Raw genomic sequence first — 21,507 nt, forward strand, 5'->3', positions numbered from 1 at the left:
ATTGGATGAGTATGATTGGTGGCTAAATTATTATATTTCGATTTTTTTTGTACTGCTGTTCATTTGTGCGTGCTTTTTCCGAAAACTCTTGTAATGCGAATTTTTTAATTAACATCGATATAAATACTAAATGATAAATCAAATCCCAGTAGGATAAACCGAGGAAAGCGGTGCCAACCATATAGCAAATGATCGAGGTTCTGACCATTAGGCTGTAATGGCGTACCCATTCCATGCCATCTACTCGTTTCGCTTGACTTGATAAACGGGTTAAGCCAAGAACGCTACCCAGTATCAGCGAAATCCATAATCCGAATGCAATAAAGCCATGCTCAGCAAGCATTTCTACGTAAGAACTGTGCCAATCACGCATCGTGACATGTATCCACCCATCGAATCCCGCCCCGGTAAACGGGTGGCTCAGTGCATGATTCCAGCCATCTGTCCATGCTTCGATACGTGACATGGCGGATGCGTCCTCCTCATAGGTTTCCAGAGTGTGCATGCGTCCGAACCATTCTTCAGGCAAATAGGGGATTACAAAAAATGTACCGCCGATTACCAGGGGTATCATCAAGTATTTACGTTTGCTGTTTGAGATCAGCGTAAACGTCAGAGCGATCATGGTAAGTAATGCCCCTCGCGACCATGATGATAATGAAGCGGCATAAATGATAGGAATGGATAGCAATATTCCTTTTTTAAGCCAGCTCTTCCGTACTTCTTTTTCCCATACTAGTAGCAATGGCACTGCAATCAACATCGCAACGGCAAATAAATTGTTGTCTTCGAATTGCGTATTGGGGGGGCCGTATACGCGGTGACCAAAGCCGGTTAGGATGGCAAATATACCACCTTTAACTGCAACAAGGCCGATAGAGGCGCCTATGGTTGAAATCAAATAATAGAGTTTTTCTCTGGTATTGATGAGTACCCATGTGAAATAGAATGGCACAAATACCTTAGAGACGAACAAAAATTTTTCCCAGGCAATATCCTGTAAAGGCGATTGGGTTGTGGTAAATATAAAATAGAACCAAAGTGTTATAAAAACTGAAATTCGCCAATCTTTAGGGATGGGCTGTTTATCTTTGGTGTTGAACGTGCTGACAACAACTACCAAAAATAACACATAGTATACCGGTAGCGAACGTACCGCTCCCCAGGCATAGGCGTGCGGATTCAAGTAGCTGAATATTGCTAATGATAGCACGCCCCACCATGGTTTTTTTAATGCGGCAACTATGCAGCATATCAGAAAAATAAGAACAACTATGTCGCGCACGGAGTTTAATTTAGTAGGTTTTAATGCATTTAACTAAGCTTTTAATGGACAGCTTAATTTAATTATTTATTAATAATTTGTTTTTCCAACGTGAAAAACAGCCACATATTTGTCCGAGAGAGTAGCTGACATTCATTGCCTGGCGCAGGCTATGTTTTGCGGTAAATGCCAATGCAAGCCATTGCCAAGTTTGGCGGACAATTTGCGAGATTAAGAATGGCGGTATGCCCAGGTAGGTGCGATGGTAGACCGGAAAGTCATTAATCGCTCCGCGATAGCCGGCCAGAAAATGAACATCTAAAAAGTAGCGCCGCCGGAGTCGCCAAGGTTCGACGGCGTGAAGTATTGCCATGTCCGGGCGGTAACGTATTCGGCGCTTTTGCTGGAGCAGCACATTAAACATCATCACATCTTCGCCTCCTCCTATGGTTTTACCTTTGCGGTCATACCTGCGATCAAAGCGCAATGCCGGATCGTTTCGGAATATCGCCATGTCGTATGCAATGTTGCCGGCCCAAACCGGTGTGGTGCTGTCTTCTATCCAGAAAGCTTGTTTGCCGTGATCTAGCGCACCTAGAAATCCCAACAATTCGTCGTCAAGCCATTCCGGACGCTTATGGTGCGTAAAGTCTATATCGATTCGTCCGCCAACACATTCGGCGCCTTCGCTTAAATATGCGTGTGTAACGGTTTCTAAAAGTCCGGTTAAAGGTAGTTCATCGTCGTCGATAAACACCAGAATGTCGGAATTGATTGCCTCTTGTATGGCTCTGTTGCGCGCTGCGACTATGCCTTGGTTGGGCTCGTGCACCCAGCGGAGCGTCGGGCCGGGTAGTTGCTGAAGTTGTTTCAATACCTCGCTTGTCGCGTCGCTACTGTTATTGTTGACAGCAAGAATTTCAAATGGAATCGGACAAGATTGTGCGCGCATGGCAAAGACCAGATTCTCTAGCCTTTCCGCTCGGTTGTAAGTGCAAAAAGCGAATGTGAGCTTTTTAGAGGCTTTTTCCAGGCTCATTTTCGATATCTAAATGCAGGGAGTGGTAAAGAGTTGCCGGGCAAAGTCATGTTCTTAGGGTTTTAGGTTTTCGGCTCGGCGTAAAAGTATTGAATTCTGGTGGGGACGAATTTATGCGCTGTTTATCGCTGTTGGTTCATAGCGACGCTAAACGCTGCATTGGTATTTGCCATCAACTCGAATGACGCAGTTTATCCCAAACACGGTTCGCATAGTAGCGAGTCATCTTTTTCCACGATACGTCGTTGTCCGCAAAGTTTAGTTTGCGGGCTAGTGTGCTGACGCTGTCGCCGGAGAATATGGCAATACGCCTAACTAGGTAAGGGTTTGGTTCGCTATCAAACCAGCCGGGGCGGGTGGTGCAAGCCATGCTATAGCCTGTCTGTTCGGCTATGGTGATTGAATCCGAGTTGAATCTGCCAAAGGGATAGGCCAGGCTGCTGACTTGGGTTGACAATAAATCTTCAAGAACGGTTTTGGCTTTTGAAAGTTCGAATTGTTGTTGGTCGGAGCTGAGTAAGGATAGGTCTGGATGCGAGCAGGTGTGCGAGGCAATTTCCATTCCGGCTGTATGCATTTCAAGCAAGCGTTCCGCCGTTAGCATCCGTGTCTGAGTAGATGGTTTGCCTAGCCAATGGGCATGACCGCCGATGCAATCGGTAGCGATAAACCATGTGGCCTTCATCCCAAGCGCCATCAGAGGCAAAAAAGCCCCCGAATAGTTGTCTTCGTAGCCATCATCAAAAGTAATGACCACACTTTTTTCAGGTAGCGATTTGGCACTTTGCAAGTCTTTGAACAAAACAGTTGTCCAACCTTCTTGCTGTAGATGCCGTAAATGCTTGGCAAACAAGTCTGCGCTTATCGAGTAATGCGACTCGGGTTGAGCGTCTGGCGTACCGTGATACATCAAAACAATAGGGCTGCGAGTTTGGGACATGGCTTTTATCAAATGGCTTATGTTTCGTTCCTTAAAAATAAGTGTATTGCAAAAAACCAAGATTTTCAGGGAAAAGTTATCTCAGGCTGTTTTTCCGGGATGCTAAGCCAGATAGCGCAGTGCGCGAAAACCCAAAAAAGCGGTGTCCATGCGAAAGTAAGATTTTTAATAACCAAGCTATTTACTCAGGATTTAAATAAGACTAAAATAGTACTAAATGAAAAGAGAGTGTAATGTTAAGGCTGAGTAAGTTGACGGACTATGCCACTGTTATCTTGAGCTATATGGCTAGAGACAGGAGTCGCGTGCACGGTGCCCTGGAGATCGCAGAAGCGACAGGCATCGCGCAGCCTACAGTCAGCAAAATATTAAAAATATTGCTCAAGGCTGGCGTGTTGAGTTCCATGCGGGGTGCCAAGGGCGGTTATGCGTTGGCTAGAGAGCCGAGCCGAATTACCGTGGCAACCGTGATTAGCGCTTTGGAAGGGCCGATTGCGTTGACTGAGTGCTCGGCATCGCACAAGGGTTGCGATCAAGCCAGCGGTTGCCGGATACAAGGCAACTGGCATTTGATCAACCAAAAAATTGCCAACGCGCTCGAGTCGGTCACTTTAGCCGATCTGATTATGCCGTTTAAACAGCCGGAGGAAGTCTCTATTCCGGTTAACCAGTTGTTTCGCTAATTATTGAAAACGATTATGTCTACTAGCGCCCAAGAAATTGAACATCTCATCAGCCAGGAATACAAACAAGGCTTTGTGACCGAACTGGAAGTCGATACCTTTCCGCCGGGCTTGGACGAAGACGTGATTCGCCGGCTGTCCCAGGTCAAAAACGAGCCGGAGTTCATGTTGGAATATCGGCTGAAAGCCTTTCGACATTGGCAGACCATGCCGTCGCCAGACTGGGCACAACTCAAGATCGATCCTATCGATTATCAAGCCATCAGCTATTACTCCGCGCCCAAATCAAAAAAAGCCGGTCCTAAAAGCTTGGACGAAGTCGATCCGGAATTGCTGGATACTTATAAAAAACTCGGCATCCCGCTCGACGAGCAAGAGCGACTGGCTGGGATTGCAGTGGATGCAGTATTCGACAGTGTGTCGGTAGCTACTACCTTCAAAGGCAAATTGAAAGACGCCGGCGTGATTTTCTGTCCGATTTCCGAAGCCCTGCACGAACATCCGGATTTGGTGAAGCAATATCTCGGTAGCGTAGTGCCTACCGGCGACAATTTTTTCGCCGCCTTGAATTCAGCGGTATTTACCGACGGTTCCTTCGTTTATATCCCCAAAGGCGTACGTTGCCCGATGGAATTGTCCACTTACTTCAGAATCAACGCCGCCAACACCGGCCAGTTCGAACGGACCTTGATCATCGCCGACGAAGGTTCGCACGTTTCTTATCTGGAAGGCTGCACCGCACCGATGCGCGACGAAAACCAGTTGCATGCGGCAGTGGTGGAGTTAGTGGCTTTGGAAAATGCGCAGATCAAATATTCCACCGTGCAAAACTGGTATCCGGGTGACAAGGACGGCAAAGGCGGTATCTACAATTTCGTGACCAAGCGCGCCGAATGCCGCGGGCATAACTCCAAAGTGTCCTGGACCCAAGTGGAAACCGGCTCGGCGATTACCTGGAAGTATCCAAGCTGCGTGTTGCTGGGCGACGATTCGGTTGGCGAGTTTTACTCGGTGGCCTTGACCAACAACCTGCAACAGGCCGACACCGGTACCAAGATGATTCACATCGGCAAAAACACCCGCAGCACCATCGTATCGAAAGGGATTTCCGCTGGTCGGGCGCAAAACACTTATCGGGGCTTGGTGAAGGTCGCTAAATCGGCCGAAAACGCGCGCAATCACACCCAGTGTGATTCGCTGTTAGTCGGTGATAAATGCGGCGCGCATACCTTTCCGTATGTGGAAGTGAAACAGCCGACCGCTCAGGTTGAGCATGAAGCGACCACGTCCAAAATCAGCGAAGACCAATTGTTCTTCTGCCAGCAGCGCGGTTTGTCCGCGGAAGATGCGGTGTCGATGATTGTGAATGGCTTTTGTAAAGAAGTGTTTAAGGAATTGCCGATGGAGTTTGCGGTGGAGGCGCAGGCGTTGTTGGGGATTAGTTTGGAAGGGGCGGTTGGTTAAAAGGGTTTTTGCGGTTTTGTAGGTTGGGTTAGGCGGTAGCCGTAACCCAACACGGCGGCTTTTGTTTTTATCGTTCCCACGCTCCGGCGTGGGAATGCGGGGGTTGGACGCTCCAGCGTCTTTAGGGGTTGTGTCGCTGTCGCGACTGGTTGTTTTGAAGTCGGGTCTCGGCCCGACAGCCGAGATACTTTCTTTTGCTTGGCCAAAAGAAAGTATCCAAAGAAAAGGCCACCCGGAATTCCGCCTTAATCCTGCGCTTCTCGCTTTTGGCGAGGGTTTTCGGAAGGGCCATCCCTGGCCCTCCGAAAACGAGCGGCATCCCTGCCGCTCCCCTGCGGGCTGATCTCGCCAAAAGCTGCGATGCTCGGGGCGGAATAACGGGAACAACCCCCGTAGCGGGATTGCTAGTGGTTAGATTATTTTGTTTGTGTCGGATGTGGGATGGAATTGTAGGATGCTTTCAACGATATAGGAGTTTATCGTGATTTTATTTTTAGAAAATAATTGGCTTTCAATTGTTTCTATTTTAATCGGTATTATTGTTTCCTATGTTTTTTATAGGTTTCAAAAGAATGATTCGATCTCTGCATCTGTTGAGAGAAAAAAACATGCTATTGATGAGTTAATTGATTTGGTTGAAAGTTACATCATCAATAAGCAAGAGATTTCTGAAGATATAATTGATAATTTTGTTGCGGCTTCAGAGAGAAGCTATTCGGTTAACTTGGGAACTAGTTGCTCTGCGATTTCTATTCTCCAAGATGTAGCTCTTAGGCTTCAACGGAGTCGACATTTGGATATAGAACAAAAGTCAGAGTATTCTGAAAAAATTAATCAGTCAATCCTGGAAATACGGGATAAATCCAAGCCAATTGATACAATAATGTTCGATTTTGAGATAAAGGATAAGTTTTTCGAGTTAGCTAGGCTTTTGGAGCCTGGAAGTGAAAAAGAATCAAATGAATTATTCGGGCAGATATATGAGCTTATTGATAAACACATAGATTCTTCTTTAGAAGATTATCAGGATAATGCAAGCTTTAGGCGTCTTCGGGCGATTACTTCGGTTTTGTTGGGGTTTGCTGCAACGTTTGTCGTTTTTATAGTTGGAAGCAAGTTTTTACCTGAACTAAATGCGTTAGAGATTACAAGAAAATTTGTGCCCGTTTTAGTTATTGCATTTCTGTTAGGTAGTGGGCTAACTTTAGTTTTTGAAGCGATCGATTTTTATAGAAGGAAAAGGAATGCATCGCATAAATGATTCATTTTTAAATCCTAAAGATAATTAAAGGTCCGTTTGGGTCCGATTAGTGAAGCGTAATCGAGCGAACGGTATTGAATATAGGGTCGATATTTCCGGGTGGCGGAGAGAAGATATTTTTGGTTGGATTTTATCGAGCCGGTTCAAATACTAAAAATTCGTCCGATTACGCTTTACTAATCGGACCTAAATTTTCAGAGTTTTTTTGAATTTGCGATGGTTTTTCTTCCCGTATGCCGCGCAGAGCACCGGAGCTTTTGAGCGGATCAGCCCGCAGGGGCGATGCAGGGATGCATCGCGTTGCCGAAGGGGCAGGAGCCCTTTTCGGCAACCCCGCTCAAAAGCTTTGGAGCGCAGGGAACAAGCGGCATCCGGGTCGCCTTTTCTTTGGATACTTTCTTTTGGCGATGCAAAGAAAAGTATCTCGGCTGTCGGGCCGAGACCCGACTTTAAAAAAACTGTCGCGTTAGCGACACATAATTTAAATGCTGGGTTATTCAACCTAGCCAGGCCAATGGTGACGCTGGAGCGTCGCAACTGCGTTCCCACGCCGGAGCGTGGGAACGATAAGGTTCGGAATTATTTAAAAAACTTAGGTGACTAAACGTATGCTCAGCATCAAAAATCTCCACGTAACCATCAACGACAAACCCATATTAAAAGGCCTAACCCTGGATATAAACCCAGGCGAAGTCCACGCCATCATGGGGCCGAATGGTGCCGGCAAAAGTACCTTGTCGCACGTATTGTCCGGTAAAGCCGGCTATACCGTTACCGAAGGCAGCGTGACTTATAACGGCAAGGACCTGTTGGAATTGGCCCCGGAAATCCGCGCCCGCGAAGGGGTGTTTCTGGCGTTTCAATACCCGGTGGAAATTCCCGGCGTCAGCAATATCTATCTGTTAAAAGCCGCGCTGAATGCCATGCGCAAGCATCACGGCTTGCCGGAAGTGGATGCGATGGATTTTCTGACCATCGTCAAAAGCAAGGTCAAATTGTTGCAGATGGACGAGAAGTTTTTGTACCGCGCGGTTAACGAAGGTTTTTCCGGTGGCGAGAAGAAGCGCAACGAGATTTTGCAGGCGGCGGTGCTGGAACCGAAACTGTGCATTCTCGACGAGACCGATTCCGGCCTGGACATCGACGCGCTGCGTATCGTCGCCGAGGGTGTTAACTCGCTACGTTCCGCCGAGCGTTCGTTCCTGATGATTACCCATTACCAACGCTTACTGGATTACATCAAGCCGGATGTGGTGCATGTGTTGGCCGACGGCAAGATCGTCAAGTCCGGTGGCCCGGAACTGGCGCTGGAATTGGAAGAGCGCGGTTACAGCTGGCTGGAAGGGCAAGCGGCATGAGCGGCGCGGCGTATTTGACAGCCTATCCGGCGTTTGCGGCTAGCTTGCCGGGCCTGGATTTGCCTTGGTTGCAAGGCTTTAGACAGCAAGGCTTGCAGACTTTCGCGGTCAGCGGTTTTCCCGGCAATCGCGAAGAAGAGTGGCGTTATACCAATCTGTCGGCGTTGAATAAAACCGTGTTTGCGCCCAGTGCCAGCCAGCTGGTCGATGAAGATTGGTTGAATCAATATCGCTTGGAGGATGCTGCGAGTGTGGTGTTAGTTAATGGCCAATTTTCCGCGTCCTTGTCTCGGCTGCAAGATTTGTCAGGCCAGGTGTCTGTTTCCAGTGTGAAACAGGCTTTGCAAGATAATCCCGCCTGGCTGGAAAGCAGATTGGGTCAAGCTGTGAGCAGCGCTGAACATAATCTAGTGGCGTTCAATAATGCCTGGTTTGCCGACGGTGTAGTGATCCAAGTGGCTGCTAAACAGCAATTGGATAAGCCCTTGCAGATTCTGCACGTGGTTACTCAAACCTATGCGCTGGCGGCGACCCGTAATTTGCTGGTGATCCACGAGCAAGCCGAAGCGGAAATCATCGAAACCTATGTGGGTAGCGTCGATAGCTATTTCACCGCCTCGGTTAATGAATGTCTGTTGGGCAGCAATGCGGGGTTGACGCTGTACAAAGTACAACTGGAAAGCGAAAAGGCCCAGCATTTTGGCGGCACCTATGTTAAGCAGGCGCGGGATAGCCGCTTCAATCATCACAATTTTGCCTTGGGTAGCGGCCTGGCGCGTAGCGATATTCATAGCGATCTGGATACGGCAGCCGAATGTTCCTTGAACGGGCTGTTTGTGGCCGGCAAGCGCCAGCATATCGACAACCATACCCGTATCAACCACTTAAAACCGCACGGCATTAGCCGCGAGTTTTATAAAGGCGTGTTGGATAACAAGGCGCGTGGGGTGTTTCAGGGCCGGGTGATCGTGGCCGAAGATGCGCAGCGTACCGATTCGGAAATGAACAACCGCAACCTGCTGCTATCGGCGGATGCGGAAGTCGATACCAAACCGCAGTTGGAGATTTATGCCGACGACGTGAAATGTTCGCATGGCGTGACGGTTGGGCAGTTGGAAGAAAAATCGGTGTTTTATCTGCAATCGCGCGGCCTGGACGAAGAGGCGGCCCGCAACATTCTGACCTTTGCGTTTGCCAACGAGATGGTGGATAAGGTCGAGAATGCCGAATTGAAAGCCTTGCTGTTGGAGCAGTTGTTGGTGCGGTTTCCGGCGATCAGTTTATAAGATAGCCGCGACCGAGACCTGAAGCGCCGGTAACGCTAATAGATCGATGCTATCGGCGGTTGTCAGCACGGATTGATCTAGATAGTCGCCGTCTTGCGGTTGCCGATACACTTCCAGGCACTGGTCGATAAGGTTGACGATCCAGTATTCGGTAATGCCGTGGGTGGCATACAGGCGCAGTTTTTGAGTTCGGTCGAAGCGCAGCGTGCTGTCGGAGACTTCGATCAGCAACAAGACGTCGGTTGCGTTGGGATGGCGGGTGGTGTAGTCGGCGGTATCCGCTTTGGCTAAAACTAAATCAGGTTCCGGCTCGGATAAGTCTCCTAATTGAATGGGGCTTTGTATGCGAACCGAAACGCCGTCATCCAGTAATCGGATGAAATTGCGGGTTAAACGACTGACGTGACTGGCATGATTAAACCCTATCGGTGACATAGTGAGAATTTCTCCTTCAATCAGTTCCAAGCGGCTTTCGGGCGGAAAAATCCCGGCCTCGCCCATGCGATGCCATTCGGCGATGTCGGTGAGGTGTTTTTGCGGAAAGACGGCGACCATAGAGTTATCCCATTAGCGAATCGACGGCCTCGATTCTAGTGTTTAGTACAGACGAAATCAATTAAACCAAATAGTTAGCGATGAGCATATTTCCAGTTGAACAAATCCGCGCCGATTTTCCGATTCTCGGCGAAACCATCCGTAACAAACCCCTGGTGTATCTGGATAACGCCGCCAGTTGCCAAAAGCCGCAAGCGGTCATCGACAGCATCGTACACACCTATAGCCACGAATACGCCAATATTCATCGCGGCGTGCATACCTTAAGCGTTCGCGCCACGGATAAGTTTGAAGGGGCGCGGGAAAAGGTCAGGGCGTTTATCAATGCCGCGAGCACGAAGGAAATTATTTTCGTGCGCGGTGCCACCGAGGCGATCAATCTGGTGGCGCAAAGCTACGGCAAATCGCAACTCAAAGCCGGCGATGAAATCGTCATCAGCGCGATGGAACATCACGCTAATATCGTGCCTTGGCAAATGCTTTGCCAGCAGATCGGTGCGGTGCTGAAGGTCGCGCCGATGAATCAGCAGGGCGAGTTGATGTTCGACGAGTTCGAAAAACTGTTGAACGCCAATACCAAGCTGGTAGCGATCACTCAAATGTCCAATGCGCTGGGTACGATCAATCCGGTAGAGCAGATTATTGCCGCCGCCCATGCCAAAAACATTCCGGTGTTATTGGATGGTGCGCAGGCGATTCCGCATATGGCGGTGGATGTGCAAGCCCTGGATTGCGATTTTTACGTGTTTTCCGGCCACAAGATTTACGGGCCGTCCGGCACCGGCGTACTTTACGGCAAGCAGGCTTTGCTGGAAGCCATGCCGCCCTACCAGGGCGGTGGCGATATGATTCGGCAGGTGACCTTCGCCAAGACCGAGTACGCCGGTCTGCCGCATAAATTTGAAGCCGGCACGCCGGCCATCGCCGAAATTATCGGTTTGGGTGCGGCAATCGATTACGTTAGCGGTATTGGCATGGACAACATCGCCGCCTACGAAGCCGAACTGCTGGATTACGCCACTCAGCAAGCCGAGCAGATCAAGGGCCTGAACATCATCGGCCAGGCAGCGCACAAGGGCGGTATTTTGTCGATCACTCTGGACCGGATTCATCCGCACGACATCGGCACCATGTTGGACAGTTTGGGCATCGCTATCCGCGCCGGTCACCATTGCGCGATGCCGGTGATGGATTTTTACGGCGTTCCGGCCACGGCGCGGGCCTCGTTTGCCATGTACAATACCCGCCAAGAAATCGATGTGTTGATGCAAGGCATCCAATCCCTAATAGAGGTGTTCGGCTAATGTTTGAAGATTTACGCGATCTATACCAAGAGGTCATATTCGACCACAACCGCAATCCGCGCAATTTCCGGGTGATGGCTGATGCCAATCGCCAAGTGGAAGGTTTCAACCCTTTGTGCGGCGATAGGCTGACGCTGTTTTTGAAAATCGACGATCATGTGATCAGTGACGCCAGTTTCCAAGGTTCCGGTTGCGCGATTTCCACGGCGTCCGTATCGTTGATGACCGAGATTGTTAAAGGTAAAACCGAGGCGGAAGCGGATGCCTTGTTCAAACAATTTCACGAAATGACCACCGGCAAAACCGAAGACATCAATCTGGAGGCCATCGGTAAACTGGCGGTATTGGCCGGCGTGCGCGAATATCCTGCCAGGGTGAAATGCGCGACTTTGGCTTGGCATACCTTGGATGCCGCTTTGAAAAACGAAGCCCAGTCTATTTCTACCGAGTAATTTATCGCTCGTGGTGGAATTGTCGGAAAAGGGGGCGGTGGTCTATGCCGATGATTCGGTGTTGTCCGCCAGTCAGGCGCTAGCCGAGCGCTTGGCTTGGCCCTTGCTGGCATTGCCGGATCTATCTGCGGAATCCCCGCAAGCGTGTTTTCTTTGCTATCGGGACGGCTGCCTAAAACTGCTGGACAAGCAAACCTTGAAAAAAGGCGGCTTGATAGTCGAAATCGATCCACGTCCCGGCGAACAACACTCTTATCCGGCCCCCAAAAAAGACTTGTTGGCGCAGGCCATTGGCAAGAAAACCAAAAGCCTTATCGATGCCACAACGGGGTGGGCGCAAGATAGCTTGGCCTTGTTTCGCATGGGTTACGAGGTGCAGTGCATTGAGCGCTCTCCGGTAATGGCCGAGTTGATCAAGGATGGTTTTCAGCGTCTGGCGCAAAAAGACTGGATGAAGAATCGTCAATTGCAAACGCCCACGCTGATGGTCGGTAACGCCATCGAATTACTGGGCGGTTTATCGGAGGCACCGGATTGTATTTATCTGGACCCGATGTTTCCTCCCAAGCGTAAACAAACCGCAGCGACGCGAAAGTCGATGGCGATACTGCGCGATATTTTAGGTGATGACCTGGACAGGGCGGACTTATTTGCCGCCGCCTGGCGGGCGACCGGTAAACGTGTGGTGGTGAAAAGTCCTGATTACGCGGAACCCCTAGGCGGCAAGCCGAGCGAAAGCTATCAGGGCAAATTGCTCCGATACGACGTTTATCTGAAATAAATTGGCAGACGCAGCTCAACCCAAACGAGGCAAGCATGAGTGATTGGATAGATGTGGTGGCCGAATCGGCACTGGCAAACGGCGAGCATGTGCTGGTCGATGTCGATGGCACCGATGTGGCGATTTTTAAAATCGACAACCAATGTTACGCGATCGAAGATGTGTGCACCCATGATGGTGCCGAAATCGCCAGTGGCGAGCTGGATGGCGACGAAATCGTCTGCCCGCGCCACGGCGCCCGATTTTGCGTGAAAACCGGTGCGGTAAAATGTGCGCCGGCTTACGAAGATGTGGCTACTTTTGCGGTGCGGATAGTTGACGGCCGGATACAAGTCGAGAATCCTAACTAAACCGGCGCCAGGCAAAAGATAAACGGCGAAAAAAGCCAGTCGGCGTTAGAATTCCCGCTCTTTCGCGATTCAACCGTAACAACTCCCGTATCATCATGGAACACTTCATCTGGAATATAGACCCTATTCTCGTCGACTTCGGCTTCTTGAAAATCCGTTGGTACGGCTTGATGTTCGCATCCGGCTTTGTCGGCAGTTTTTTAACTATGCAATGGATTTACCAGCGCGAAGGCAAAAACATTGAAGAGCTGGATACGCTGCTTTGGTACATGGTGATCGCCACCATCGTCGGTGCGCGCCTGGGTCATACCATGCTCTACGATCCTGCTTATTATTTGTCTCACCCGTTGAAAATTTTGGCAGTTTGGGAAGGCGGGTTAGCCAGCCACGGCGCGACGCTTGGTATCATTCTGGCCTTGTATTTATACCGGCGCAAATACGGCGATAGTTATTTCTGGTTGTTGGATCGGGTCAGTATCCCGACCGCGTTGGCCGGTGCACTGATCCGGATCGGCAATTTTTTCAACTCCGAGATTTTAGGGATTCCGTCAGAGCAACCGTGGGCCGTGGTGTTTGCGCGGATCGATCCGCTGCCGCGTCATCCGGTACAGCTATACGAAGCAGTGTGTTATTTGCTGATTTATGGGATTTCGTTGGCGATTTATAAAAAACACGCGGATAAACCCGGTTTTGTGTTTGGCTGTTTCATCAGCATGCTGTTCAGCGTGCGGTTTGTCCTGGAATACTTTAAAACCGAACAAGCCATGTACGACACCGGGGTGATGTTCACCACCGGCCAGCTACTCAGTGTGCCGTTCGTGCTGGCCGGCATTGGCTGTATCGTGTGGGCTATGAAAAACCATCAGCCCAAGCCTGTCGCTTAATCGTTTATAATCCCCGGCTTTTAATCGCCGGGGTTGCCCGGCGTATGCTGCCCCGTTGGGGTATCTGTTTCGGTTTTGAGAGTTCATGCAAGAAATTAATCCCATTAAATACAAGATAGCCGACCTGCGTGAGCGTAGCGCCGGTCTGAAAAGCTATCTGGATTTCGATACAAAAAGTGAGCGTTTGGTGGAAGTGCTGCGCGAGCTGGAAGATCCGGCGATTTGGAATAAGCCGGAACAAGCGCAAGCCATGGGCAAGGAACGGGCGATGCTGGAAGGCATTGTCAATACCATCCTGGAGCTGGAACAAGGCCTGTCCGACGCTGAAGAATTGCTGTTGATGGCGGTGGAAGAAAACGACGAGGATACCGTCGATACCGTGGCCGCCGATCTCGAAGAGTACGAAAAGAAAGTCGCGGCGTTGGAATTTCAACGCATGTTTGCCGGGGAAATGGACCCAAACAATGCGTTTTTGGATATTCAGGCCGGTTCCGGTGGTACGGAGGCGCAGGATTGGGCATCCATGATCGAACGCATGTATTTGCGTTGGGGCGAGGCGAAAGGCTTCAAGACCGAATTAATCGAGGAATCGCCGGGTGACGTGGCCGGCATCAAGAGCGCGACTATCAAGTTCGAAGGGCCGTATGCCTTTGGCTGGCTGCGCACCGAAACCGGCGTACATCGTTTGGTGAGAAAATCGCCGTTCGATTCCGGCAACCGCCGCCACACTTCGTTTGCCTCGGTATTTGTTTCACCTGAAATCGACGACGATGTGGAAATTGACATTAATCCCGCCGACTTGCGTATCGACGTTTACCGCGCCAGCGGTGCAGGTGGTCAGCACGTCAACCGAACCGAATCCGCAGTGCGGATTACCCACGGTCCCAGCGGCATCGTCACCCAATGCCAAAGCGATAGGTCGCAGCATAAAAACAAAGACACGGCGATGAAGCAGCTAAAAGCCAAACTGTACGAGATGGAAATGCTGAAACGTAGCGAAGGCTTGCAGGCGATTGAAGATTCCAAGTCCGACATCGGCTGGGGCAGCCAGATTCGCTCCTACGTATTGGATCAATCCCGCATCAAGGACCTACGTACCAATGTCGAAACCGGCAATACCCAGGCGGTTTTGGATGGCTCGCTGGATCAGTTTATTGAGGCTAGTTTGAAGAGCGGGTTGTAAGTTTGATAATCATTAATTACGTCGTCGCCAAAGCATGAGTGGTGTGTTTGAATGACACAAAATAACAACGAATTTTCATCTTTATCTGATCATGAACTCGTGGATGCGTATGGGCATTCTGGAGACCCTTGGGTTCATGAAATGATTAGAGCAGAAGAACGTCGGCGCATGGCCGAGCGTGCTTTAGCTCAAGCGACAATATCCAACAAAATCGCAATCGCTTCTTTGGTGATAGCATTTGCAAGCCTAATTGTTGCGATTCTAGCATTACTTAAAACTGATTGACGCACACTGGGCATCATAGGGAAACGCTCCCGCTTTACTTCAAGCTCTGAATTTACTGTCGGAGGGACTATGAAAGGTTTTTCACGGATTACGTTTGACGCTACGGTGATGGGCGGAAAACCCTGTCTGCGAGGACTAAGGGTGACAGCGGGAATGCTTGTTGGTTTGGTGGCCAGTGGCTATTCGACCGAACAGATACTGGAGTTGTACCCTTATTTGGAAGCCGATGATGTTACGGAAGCCCTTCGTTTCGCCGCGTGGAGAGCCGAGGAGATTGAGTTACCATTGAATGCCGCGTGAAAATATTATTGGACATGAATTTATCCCCTGCTTGGACAGGTGTGCTAAACCAAGCAGGGTTCGATTCCGTACACTGGTCCACAGTCGGCCCTGCGGATGCTCCAGACGTTCAGTTATTTAAATGGGCCAGGGAAAATGAAGTCGTGGTATTTACCCACGATTTGGATTTTGGCGCGCTGTTAGCGTTGACCGGTGTGGAAGCACCGAGCGTGTTTCAAATTCGTACCCAAAATATTTCACCACAAGTGCTCGGACCGAGAGCTATTGAATTGTTGCACCGCTTCAAAACGGAGCTTGATAATGGTGCTTTGATCGTTGCCGACGAATTGCGCGAAAGAGTAAGGTTGTTGCCCTTAAGTCGCTAAATTTAAGCCTAATTTATCTCTATTAATAATTTTTGAAAATGTCAGAACTCGAACACGACGAACAAGAACAGATCAAACAACGCCGCGAAAAACTAAACGCACTACGCGAAGAAGGTATCGCATTTCCGACCGATTTTCGGCGTAATGTGGTGGCCGGCGAATTGCTGGCCGAATATGGCGATAAATCCGAAGAGGAATTATTAGCCGAACCGATTCGGGTGAAGATCGCCGGGCGGATGATGACGCGGCGTATCATGGGCAAAGCCAGTTTCTGCCATTTACAGGATATGTCCGGACAGATACAGGTCTATGTCGCGCGCGATAATCTGCCGGAAGGGGTTTACAACGACCAGTTCAAGAAGTGGGATATCGGCGACATTATCGGTGCGGAAGGCATCTTATTCAAAACCAAGGTCGGCGAACTCAGCGTCAAAGTCGATGACATTCGACTGCTGACCAAAGCCTTACGGCCGCTGCCGGAAAAATTCCACGGTATCGCCGATCAAGAGATCAAATACCGTCAGCGTTATCTGGATTTGATCATGAGCGACGAGACGCGCAAAACCTTTCTGATGCGTTCGAAAATCGTCAATTACATCCGCGAGTTTTTGATTGCGCGCGACTTCCTGGAAGTAGAAACGCCGATGATGCAAGTCATCCCCGGCGGCGCGACTGCAAGACCGTTCACTACCTTCCATAATGCGTTGGATATGGAGCTGTATCTGCGTATCGCACCGGAACTGTACCTGAAAAGGCTGGTGGTCGGCGGCTTCGAGCGGGTGTTCGAGATCAATCGTAACTTCCGCAATGAAGGTTTGTCGACCCGCCACAACCCCGAATTCACGATGATGGAGTTCTACCAAGCCTACGCCGAATACGGCGATTTGATGGACCTGACCGAAGCGATGCTGAAAGGCATAGCCGAAGATGTGGTAGGTAATAGCGTTATTGAATATCAAGGTGATCAATACGATTTCGGCAAACCGTTCGCGCGGATGACAGTGTTGGAGTCGATTTTGCATTTCAACCCCGAATTGACTTTGGCTGATCTGACGACTCGGGAAGCGGCCGTGAAAGTTGCCGAGAATTTAAAGATTCCGGTGAAAGACAGTTATGGCTTGGGCAAGGTACAGATCGAGATTTTCGAAAAAACCGTCGAACACCGTTTGATGAATCCGACCTTTATCACTGCTTACCCGGTGGAAGTGTCGCCGTTGGCACGCCGTAACGACAACGATCCGCATGTCACCGACCGTTTCGAATTCTTCGTCGGCGGCCGCGAGATTGCCAACGGCTTTACCGAGTTGAACGATGCTGAGGACCAAGCCGAGCGTTTCCAGAAACAGGTCGAGGAAAAAGAAGCCGGCGACAACGAAGCCATGCATTTCGATGCCGACTACATTACCGCGCTGGAGCATGGTATGCCGCCGACCGCGGGCGAGGGCATTGGTATCGACCGTTTGGTGATGCTGTTTACCAACTCACCGAGCATTCGCGACGTGCTGTTGTTCCCGCACATGCGTCCCAAAAACTGATGTCACAATCAGACGACTATGCCGTGTTATCGCTATTGGATCTAAGAGAAAATTATGAGCGTTGAAGCCAAAGAATTTAAAAATGCCCTGAAATTATGGGCCAGCGGTGTGACAGTGGTGACAACCCAAGGGCGCGATAATCAGCCCCGAGGCATGACCGCCACGGCGTTTAGCAGCGTGTCCGTGGAGCCGCCGCAAATATTGGTCTGCCTCAACCAAGCGACCGATACCGGCGCTGCGCTGTTAGAAAGCCGCCGCTTCGCCGTGAATATTCTGAATAGTGCACAAGAAGACGTTTCCAATCAATTTGCCGGCAGTACCACCCAAGAACAGCGTTTTGCCAGTATCGCCTGGCAAGCCGGTGAAAATGGCGCGCCTATTTTGAGCGAAGCTCTGGCGGCACTGGAGTGTCGGGTAGTGCAACAAGTTCAGGCCGGTAGCCACTGGGTGATTATCGGTGAAGTCGATAGCGTGGTTTGCCGGGAAGGCGAGCCTTTGCTTTACTATCATTCTGCTTACCGCACGGTGGCGGCGCAAGATTAAGCCAAAATCCTCGTTGCGAATTGTTGCTTGATAGAGCAGACAATTGTCGTATACCCGACAAATTTCTTATGAATTGTGTGTGAATAGACGCGATTGTTGCCGGGTTTGTTGATTTGTAACGCCATGAACCGCATGAAAAATAACGGTCATATAGATATGGCCGATTTTTTGCTTAGGAGAGATTGGATTTAATCCATCTTTCAGAGTTATCACGGAGTTATCAATGTCAATCAAGGTTATCAAAGAGTTTTCTGAAAAATCCAAAAGCGATGAGGGCTTGAAAGAAAAGCTGAAAGCCTGTCTCAAAATCAAGGAGCTATTGTTATTGGGTAAGGAATACGGGTTCGAAATCGATGAAGTGGAATTGTATCCACCCAACGAACCGCAATTTGTTGAAGAACAGCTTTCAGAAAAACTTGCCAAAGCTCTGCTCAGAGTTTAACGATTGAGTGCCATCCTGCCTCCCGGCGGGGTGGCACCGTTATCGGTAAGGCAAAACGGCAGCCGGTAAATTCTAAAAACGACTCGACAACGGTAAACTACACGTTTGCGGCTATCGAGGAGTTTTCAAACATGTTCAATGCTATCCACGCTCCCCAACTGATGGGGATACTCAATGTCACTCCCGATAGTTTTTCCGATGGCGGCAAATTTACTGGCGTGGCTGCAGCGATAGCTCAAGCTGAAAAAATGATCGCTGAAGGCGCCGATATTATCGATGTCGGCGGTGAGTCGACGCGGCCTGGCTCCGATCCCGTTATGGCGGATGAGCAAATTCGCCGAGTGGTGCCGGTGATTAACGCGATCCGTGCGAACAATCCCCAAGTTCAAATCAGTATAGATACCACCTTAAGCCAGGTTGCAGCAGCAGCGGTGACGGCGGGGGCGAGTATCATCAACGATGTCTCGGCCGGCCAAGGCGACCCTAAGATGTTGGCTTTTGCGGCAACAACGCAACTTCCCATCATCCTGATGCATATGCAGGGCACGCCCAAAACCATGCAAGATAGGCCGCATTACGACGACGTGTTGACCGAGGTACTCACCGCTTTGCAACAACGCATTTCAGAAGCATTGGCGGCAGGCGTGTTGCCGGAAAACATCGCGATAGATCCAGGGATCGGTTTTGGCAAAGGCAAACAGGACAATATCGATCTGTTGGCGCATTTATCCCGCTTCGTCGACTTGGGTTATCCCGTGTTATTGGGAACCAGCCGCAAGCGCTTCATGGGTAGCATCTGCAATGTCAGCGAACCCGCAGAGTTGGTTACCGCGACAGCCGTGACCACGGCGTTAGGGGTGATGGCGGGGGTACAAATGTTTCGGGTTCATGATGTCAAAGCCAACCGGCAGGCAGCGGATGTGGCGTGGGCCATCAAGCTGGCGCAGTGATAGATCTAGATCTAGATCTGCGTTTGCAGGTATTGCAGGCTAAATTGGCGGTATCGCCGCTGACTAAGATCAACGACCCAGAGTTAACCAACCGACAGTTGGAGTTGTGGATCAAGCGCGATGACTTGCTACATCCGATTATCTCCGGCAATAAATGGCGCAAGCTCAAATATATCCTCAATCAGGCCTTACACAATGGCGCCGACAGTATCGTCAGCATGGGCGGCGCCTATTCCAATCATTTACACGCCCTGGCTTTTACCGGTAAAGCCTTGGGGCTGAAAACCATAGGCTATATTCGCGGCGAGCGGCCCACGCAACTTAATGCCACGCTGCATGATTTGCTTGATTGGGGCATGGAGCTGCGTTTTGTGTCGCGTAGCGACTACAGGCAATTGCGCGACTACAAAGGTCACGACAGCTTACCTGAACTGCAGGCCGGCCAATATTGGTTGCCGGAAGGCGGAGCTACAGACTTGGCTTTGCAAGGCGTTGCCGAACTGGTCGATGAAATTGACGTCGGCTTTGATACGCTGGCCGTTGCCTGCGGCACGGGCACCACTTTGGCAGGTTTGCTTACCTCGCCGCTAAATCAACAGGCTATCGGTGTGGCAGCGCTGAAGGGTGGCGACTTTCTAATCAACGATGTCGAGCAATTGCTGAATAAACAGGGAATGAACAGTCATGCGGACTGCCGAATTTTAGTGGATTACCATTTCGGCGGTTTCGCCAAAACGACGCCGGCTTTGTTGGCGTTTATGCAGGATTTTCAACGGCAACACGGTATCGAGCTGGAACCGATCTACACCGGAAAATTATTGTTTGCGCTCTACGATTTAATTCGGAAGGGGTATTTTCCCGCTGGGCAGCGAATAGTGGCAATCCATACGGGTGGTTTGCACGGCAAGCGCAAGTAATATTCCCTGTCGTGTTACCAGTTAAAAATCAGATAGATATTGAGTCATTACCCAAAATGGTGATAATAGCCGCTGCCTAAAAAATAATAACAAGGTGGCACCGTGGTTGCGCAGATCATTTCATTCCCCGAGCAAAAAAGTAGCAATAAACTGGCGGTGTCTTTCCGCTTTTTACTGAGTTTGTACGCCATTGTGCCGCTGTGTTTATTGGTTCTTTGGCTAGACGAATTCGGCTTCAATTTCGCATTACGCGATATGCTGCCCAGTAGCCCGACCCATTTTTTGTTGTTTCAAATTTTGTTCGGTACTCCGCATATCGTCGCTAGTAACCTATTGTTGGTCAGTCATCAGGACTATCTGCAAGCCTTTAAAGGCAAATTAATCGCCATGACTTTGTTTATCATGGTGTTTTTCGGTATCGGCAGTCTGTTTATTCCATATCGTGCGCTATACATCATTACCGCTTGCTGGACGGTATATCACGTTTTGAAGCAACAGCAGGGTATCGCCAAGGCAGTGTGTCGTTTGCCTAATTGGGCGTTTTATCTGCAATTGTGGCTCAGCGTTAGTGCAGGGATTTTTATCTACATGGGGATATTTTTAAAAAATAGCCTGGAGCCTGAACAAGCGGCGTTGGTGTTGCAAATTGCCAGCGTGCTGACGACGGCTTTGGTTATCAGCACGGTGTTTTGCCAACGTTACGTGCCCAGCCGCTTGGGTATCTATTTTTTGTGGGCCAACACACTGCTGGTCGTTAGCAGTTGGTATGTTTACAGCCAGCAATACTATTTCTTGGCGATCTTGATGCCGCGCTTGGTGCACGACATCACCGCTTATAGTTTTTACGTGACTCACGATGTGAATCGCCACAGCGAACAGCCGCAGAATAATTTGTTCCGAGCTGCAACGGCGATTCGATTACCCGTTTGGCTGGTATTGCCGCTGCTGTCGTTTGTGTTGACCTACCTGTTACAGGCTTATGGCGACGATCTGGTCAATTTATTGCTGCAAACCCTGTTTTCCACGCAAATTTATAAGGCCGTCACCTTGGGTTTTCTTGGATATTTGGCCTTGATGCATTACTACACCGAGGCTTTCGTCTGGGCTGCCGGCTCGCCGCTAAGGCGTTATATTCGCTTTAGCGGCGTCTAATCGCCTAGTGCGGCAGCGTGTAACCCACTTTAATGGTGACCTGCCAATGCGCGACCTTGCCGTTATCGATATGGCCGCGGGTTTCTACCACTTCAAACCAACGCATGTTTTGGATGGTTTCGCCGGCTTTGGCGACGGCGTTCTCGATGGCTTGTTGGATGCCTAGGCTGGATGAGCCGGTTAGTTCGACTTTTTGATAGACATGTTCTGGCAT

At 49.9% G+C, this 21,507-nt stretch carries 25 protein-coding genes; 20 read left to right on the forward strand and 5 right to left on the reverse strand.

Going from position 1 to position 21,507, the window contains the following annotated elements:
* Nucleotides 1-22: 22 nt before the first annotated feature.
* The 3 genes from JWZ98_RS07540 to JWZ98_RS07550 form a co-directional block, all read right to left on the reverse strand.
* Nucleotides 23-1,285, reverse strand: coding sequence for a putative O-glycosylation ligase, exosortase A system-associated (locus tag JWZ98_RS07540; protein WP_205453826.1), 1,263 nt, complete (start codon nucleotides 1,283-1,285; stop codon nucleotides 23-25).
* A 58-nt stretch (nucleotides 1,286-1,343) separates the two neighbouring features.
* On the reverse strand, nucleotides 1,344-2,303 hold the full coding sequence (locus JWZ98_RS07545) for a glycosyltransferase (protein WP_205453827.1): 960 nt from the start codon (nucleotides 2,301-2,303) through the stop codon (nucleotides 1,344-1,346).
* A gap of 172 nt (nucleotides 2,304-2,475) precedes the next feature.
* Nucleotides 2,476-3,156 carry a polysaccharide deacetylase family protein gene (locus JWZ98_RS07550; protein ID WP_240348256.1) on the reverse strand — a complete coding sequence of 227 codons (681 nt, stop codon included), beginning with the start codon at nucleotides 3,154-3,156 and terminating at the stop codon, nucleotides 2,476-2,478.
* A 320-nt stretch (nucleotides 3,157-3,476) separates the two neighbouring features.
* Between JWZ98_RS07550 and JWZ98_RS07555 the strand changes: the two genes are divergently transcribed.
* The 5 genes from JWZ98_RS07555 to sufD all read left to right on the forward strand — a co-directional run bounded on the left by JWZ98_RS07555 (nucleotide 3,477) and on the right by sufD (nucleotide 9,295).
* The gene (locus JWZ98_RS07555) at nucleotides 3,477-3,926 is read left to right on the forward strand and encodes an SUF system Fe-S cluster assembly regulator (protein WP_205453828.1); all 450 of its coding nucleotides are present in this window, start codon (nucleotides 3,477-3,479) and stop codon (nucleotides 3,924-3,926) included.
* A 15-nt stretch (nucleotides 3,927-3,941) separates the two neighbouring features.
* Nucleotides 3,942-5,390, forward strand: coding sequence for a Fe-S cluster assembly protein SufB (gene sufB / locus JWZ98_RS07560; protein WP_205453829.1), 1,449 nt, complete (start codon nucleotides 3,942-3,944; stop codon nucleotides 5,388-5,390).
* A 481-nt stretch (nucleotides 5,391-5,871) separates the two neighbouring features.
* A complete protein-coding gene (locus JWZ98_RS07565; RefSeq protein WP_205453830.1) occupies nucleotides 5,872-6,651 on the forward strand; it encodes a hypothetical protein in 780 nt (259 codons plus the stop codon).
* Between the two features lie 608 nt (nucleotides 6,652-7,259).
* Nucleotides 7,260-8,009 (forward strand): Fe-S cluster assembly ATPase SufC, encoded by a 750-nt coding sequence (sufC, locus tag JWZ98_RS07570; RefSeq protein WP_205453831.1) that lies wholly within the window; start codon nucleotides 7,260-7,262, stop codon nucleotides 8,007-8,009.
* Nucleotides 8,006-9,295 (forward strand): Fe-S cluster assembly protein SufD, encoded by a 1,290-nt coding sequence (sufD, locus tag JWZ98_RS07575; protein ID WP_205453832.1) that lies wholly within the window; start codon nucleotides 8,006-8,008, stop codon nucleotides 9,293-9,295. The genes sufC and sufD overlap by 4 nt, the downstream gene beginning before the upstream one ends.
* Here sufD and JWZ98_RS07580 read toward each other — a convergent pair.
* Complete coding sequence (locus tag JWZ98_RS07580) at nucleotides 9,290-9,850, reverse strand: Uma2 family endonuclease (protein ID WP_205453833.1); 561 nt, start codon at nucleotides 9,848-9,850, stop codon at nucleotides 9,290-9,292. The genes sufD and JWZ98_RS07580 overlap by 6 nt on opposite strands.
* 80 nt (nucleotides 9,851-9,930) lie before the next feature.
* Here JWZ98_RS07580 and JWZ98_RS07585 point away from each other — a divergent pair, with 80 nt between their 5' ends.
* The 15 genes from JWZ98_RS07585 to JWZ98_RS07655 all read left to right on the forward strand — a co-directional run bounded on the left by JWZ98_RS07585 (nucleotide 9,931) and on the right by JWZ98_RS07655 (nucleotide 21,293).
* Nucleotides 9,931-11,154 (forward strand): cysteine desulfurase, encoded by a 1,224-nt coding sequence (locus JWZ98_RS07585; protein ID WP_205453834.1) that lies wholly within the window; start codon nucleotides 9,931-9,933, stop codon nucleotides 11,152-11,154.
* Nucleotides 11,154-11,606 carry a Fe-S cluster assembly sulfur transfer protein SufU gene (gene sufU / locus JWZ98_RS07590; protein WP_205453835.1) on the forward strand — a complete coding sequence of 151 codons (453 nt, stop codon included), beginning with the start codon at nucleotides 11,154-11,156 and terminating at the stop codon, nucleotides 11,604-11,606. Before JWZ98_RS07585 ends, sufU begins: the two co-directional genes overlap by 1 nt.
* 19 nt (nucleotides 11,607-11,625) lie before the next feature.
* On the forward strand, nucleotides 11,626-12,387 hold the full coding sequence (locus tag JWZ98_RS07595; protein ID WP_240348350.1) for a class I SAM-dependent methyltransferase: 762 nt from the start codon (nucleotides 11,626-11,628) through the stop codon (nucleotides 12,385-12,387).
* Between the two features lie 35 nt (nucleotides 12,388-12,422).
* The gene (locus JWZ98_RS07600) at nucleotides 12,423-12,737 is read left to right on the forward strand and encodes a non-heme iron oxygenase ferredoxin subunit (RefSeq protein WP_205453836.1); all 315 of its coding nucleotides are present in this window, start codon (nucleotides 12,423-12,425) and stop codon (nucleotides 12,735-12,737) included.
* 95 nt (nucleotides 12,738-12,832) lie between these two features.
* On the forward strand, nucleotides 12,833-13,621 hold the full coding sequence (gene lgt / locus JWZ98_RS07605) for a prolipoprotein diacylglyceryl transferase (protein WP_205453837.1): 789 nt from the start codon (nucleotides 12,833-12,835) through the stop codon (nucleotides 13,619-13,621).
* 85 nt (nucleotides 13,622-13,706) lie between these two features.
* Entirely contained in the window at nucleotides 13,707-14,804 is a 1,098-nt protein-coding gene (gene prfB, locus JWZ98_RS07610) for a peptide chain release factor 2 (RefSeq protein WP_171694740.1), read from the forward strand.
* A gap of 51 nt (nucleotides 14,805-14,855) precedes the next feature.
* Nucleotides 14,856-15,089 carry a hypothetical protein gene (locus tag JWZ98_RS07615; protein ID WP_129871371.1) on the forward strand — a complete coding sequence of 78 codons (234 nt, stop codon included), beginning with the start codon at nucleotides 14,856-14,858 and terminating at the stop codon, nucleotides 15,087-15,089.
* A 69-nt stretch (nucleotides 15,090-15,158) separates the two neighbouring features.
* Nucleotides 15,159-15,389, forward strand: a complete 231-nt coding sequence (locus tag JWZ98_RS07620) for a DUF433 domain-containing protein (protein ID WP_033157397.1) — start codon at nucleotides 15,159-15,161, stop codon at nucleotides 15,387-15,389.
* Nucleotides 15,386-15,754, forward strand: coding sequence for a DUF5615 family PIN-like protein (locus JWZ98_RS07625; RefSeq protein ID WP_205453838.1), 369 nt, complete (start codon nucleotides 15,386-15,388; stop codon nucleotides 15,752-15,754). The genes JWZ98_RS07620 and JWZ98_RS07625 overlap by 4 nt, the downstream gene beginning before the upstream one ends.
* Nucleotides 15,755-15,792: 38 nt before the next feature.
* Nucleotides 15,793-17,289, forward strand: a complete 1,497-nt coding sequence (gene lysS, locus JWZ98_RS07630) for a lysine--tRNA ligase (RefSeq protein ID WP_205453839.1) — start codon at nucleotides 15,793-15,795, stop codon at nucleotides 17,287-17,289.
* A 54-nt stretch (nucleotides 17,290-17,343) separates the two neighbouring features.
* On the forward strand, nucleotides 17,344-17,832 hold the full coding sequence (locus JWZ98_RS07635) for a flavin reductase family protein (RefSeq protein ID WP_205453840.1): 489 nt from the start codon (nucleotides 17,344-17,346) through the stop codon (nucleotides 17,830-17,832).
* Nucleotides 17,833-18,055: 223 nt separating this feature from the next.
* A complete protein-coding gene (locus JWZ98_RS07640) occupies nucleotides 18,056-18,274 on the forward strand; it encodes a Nif11-like leader peptide family natural product precursor (protein WP_033157401.1) in 219 nt (72 codons plus the stop codon).
* A gap of 131 nt (nucleotides 18,275-18,405) precedes the next feature.
* Nucleotides 18,406-19,224 (forward strand): dihydropteroate synthase, encoded by an 819-nt coding sequence (gene folP / locus JWZ98_RS07645; protein ID WP_205453841.1) that lies wholly within the window; start codon nucleotides 18,406-18,408, stop codon nucleotides 19,222-19,224.
* The gene (locus JWZ98_RS07650; protein WP_240348257.1) at nucleotides 19,221-20,141 is read left to right on the forward strand and encodes a pyridoxal-phosphate dependent enzyme; all 921 of its coding nucleotides are present in this window, start codon (nucleotides 19,221-19,223) and stop codon (nucleotides 20,139-20,141) included. Before folP ends, JWZ98_RS07650 begins: the two co-directional genes overlap by 4 nt.
* Nucleotides 20,142-20,243: 102 nt before the next feature.
* The gene (locus tag JWZ98_RS07655) at nucleotides 20,244-21,293 is read left to right on the forward strand and encodes a hypothetical protein (protein WP_171694745.1); all 1,050 of its coding nucleotides are present in this window, start codon (nucleotides 20,244-20,246) and stop codon (nucleotides 21,291-21,293) included.
* Between the two features lie 4 nt (nucleotides 21,294-21,297).
* On the opposite strand, the gene JWZ98_RS07660 is transcribed toward JWZ98_RS07655, so the two are convergent.
* On the reverse strand, nucleotides 21,298-21,507 hold the full coding sequence (locus JWZ98_RS07660; protein WP_033157405.1) for a dodecin: 210 nt from the start codon (nucleotides 21,505-21,507) through the stop codon (nucleotides 21,298-21,300).

Source organism: Methylomonas sp. EFPC1, assembly GCF_016925515.1.
Classification (GTDB): Bacteria; Pseudomonadota; Gammaproteobacteria; order Methylococcales; family Methylomonadaceae; genus Methylomonas; species Methylomonas defluvii.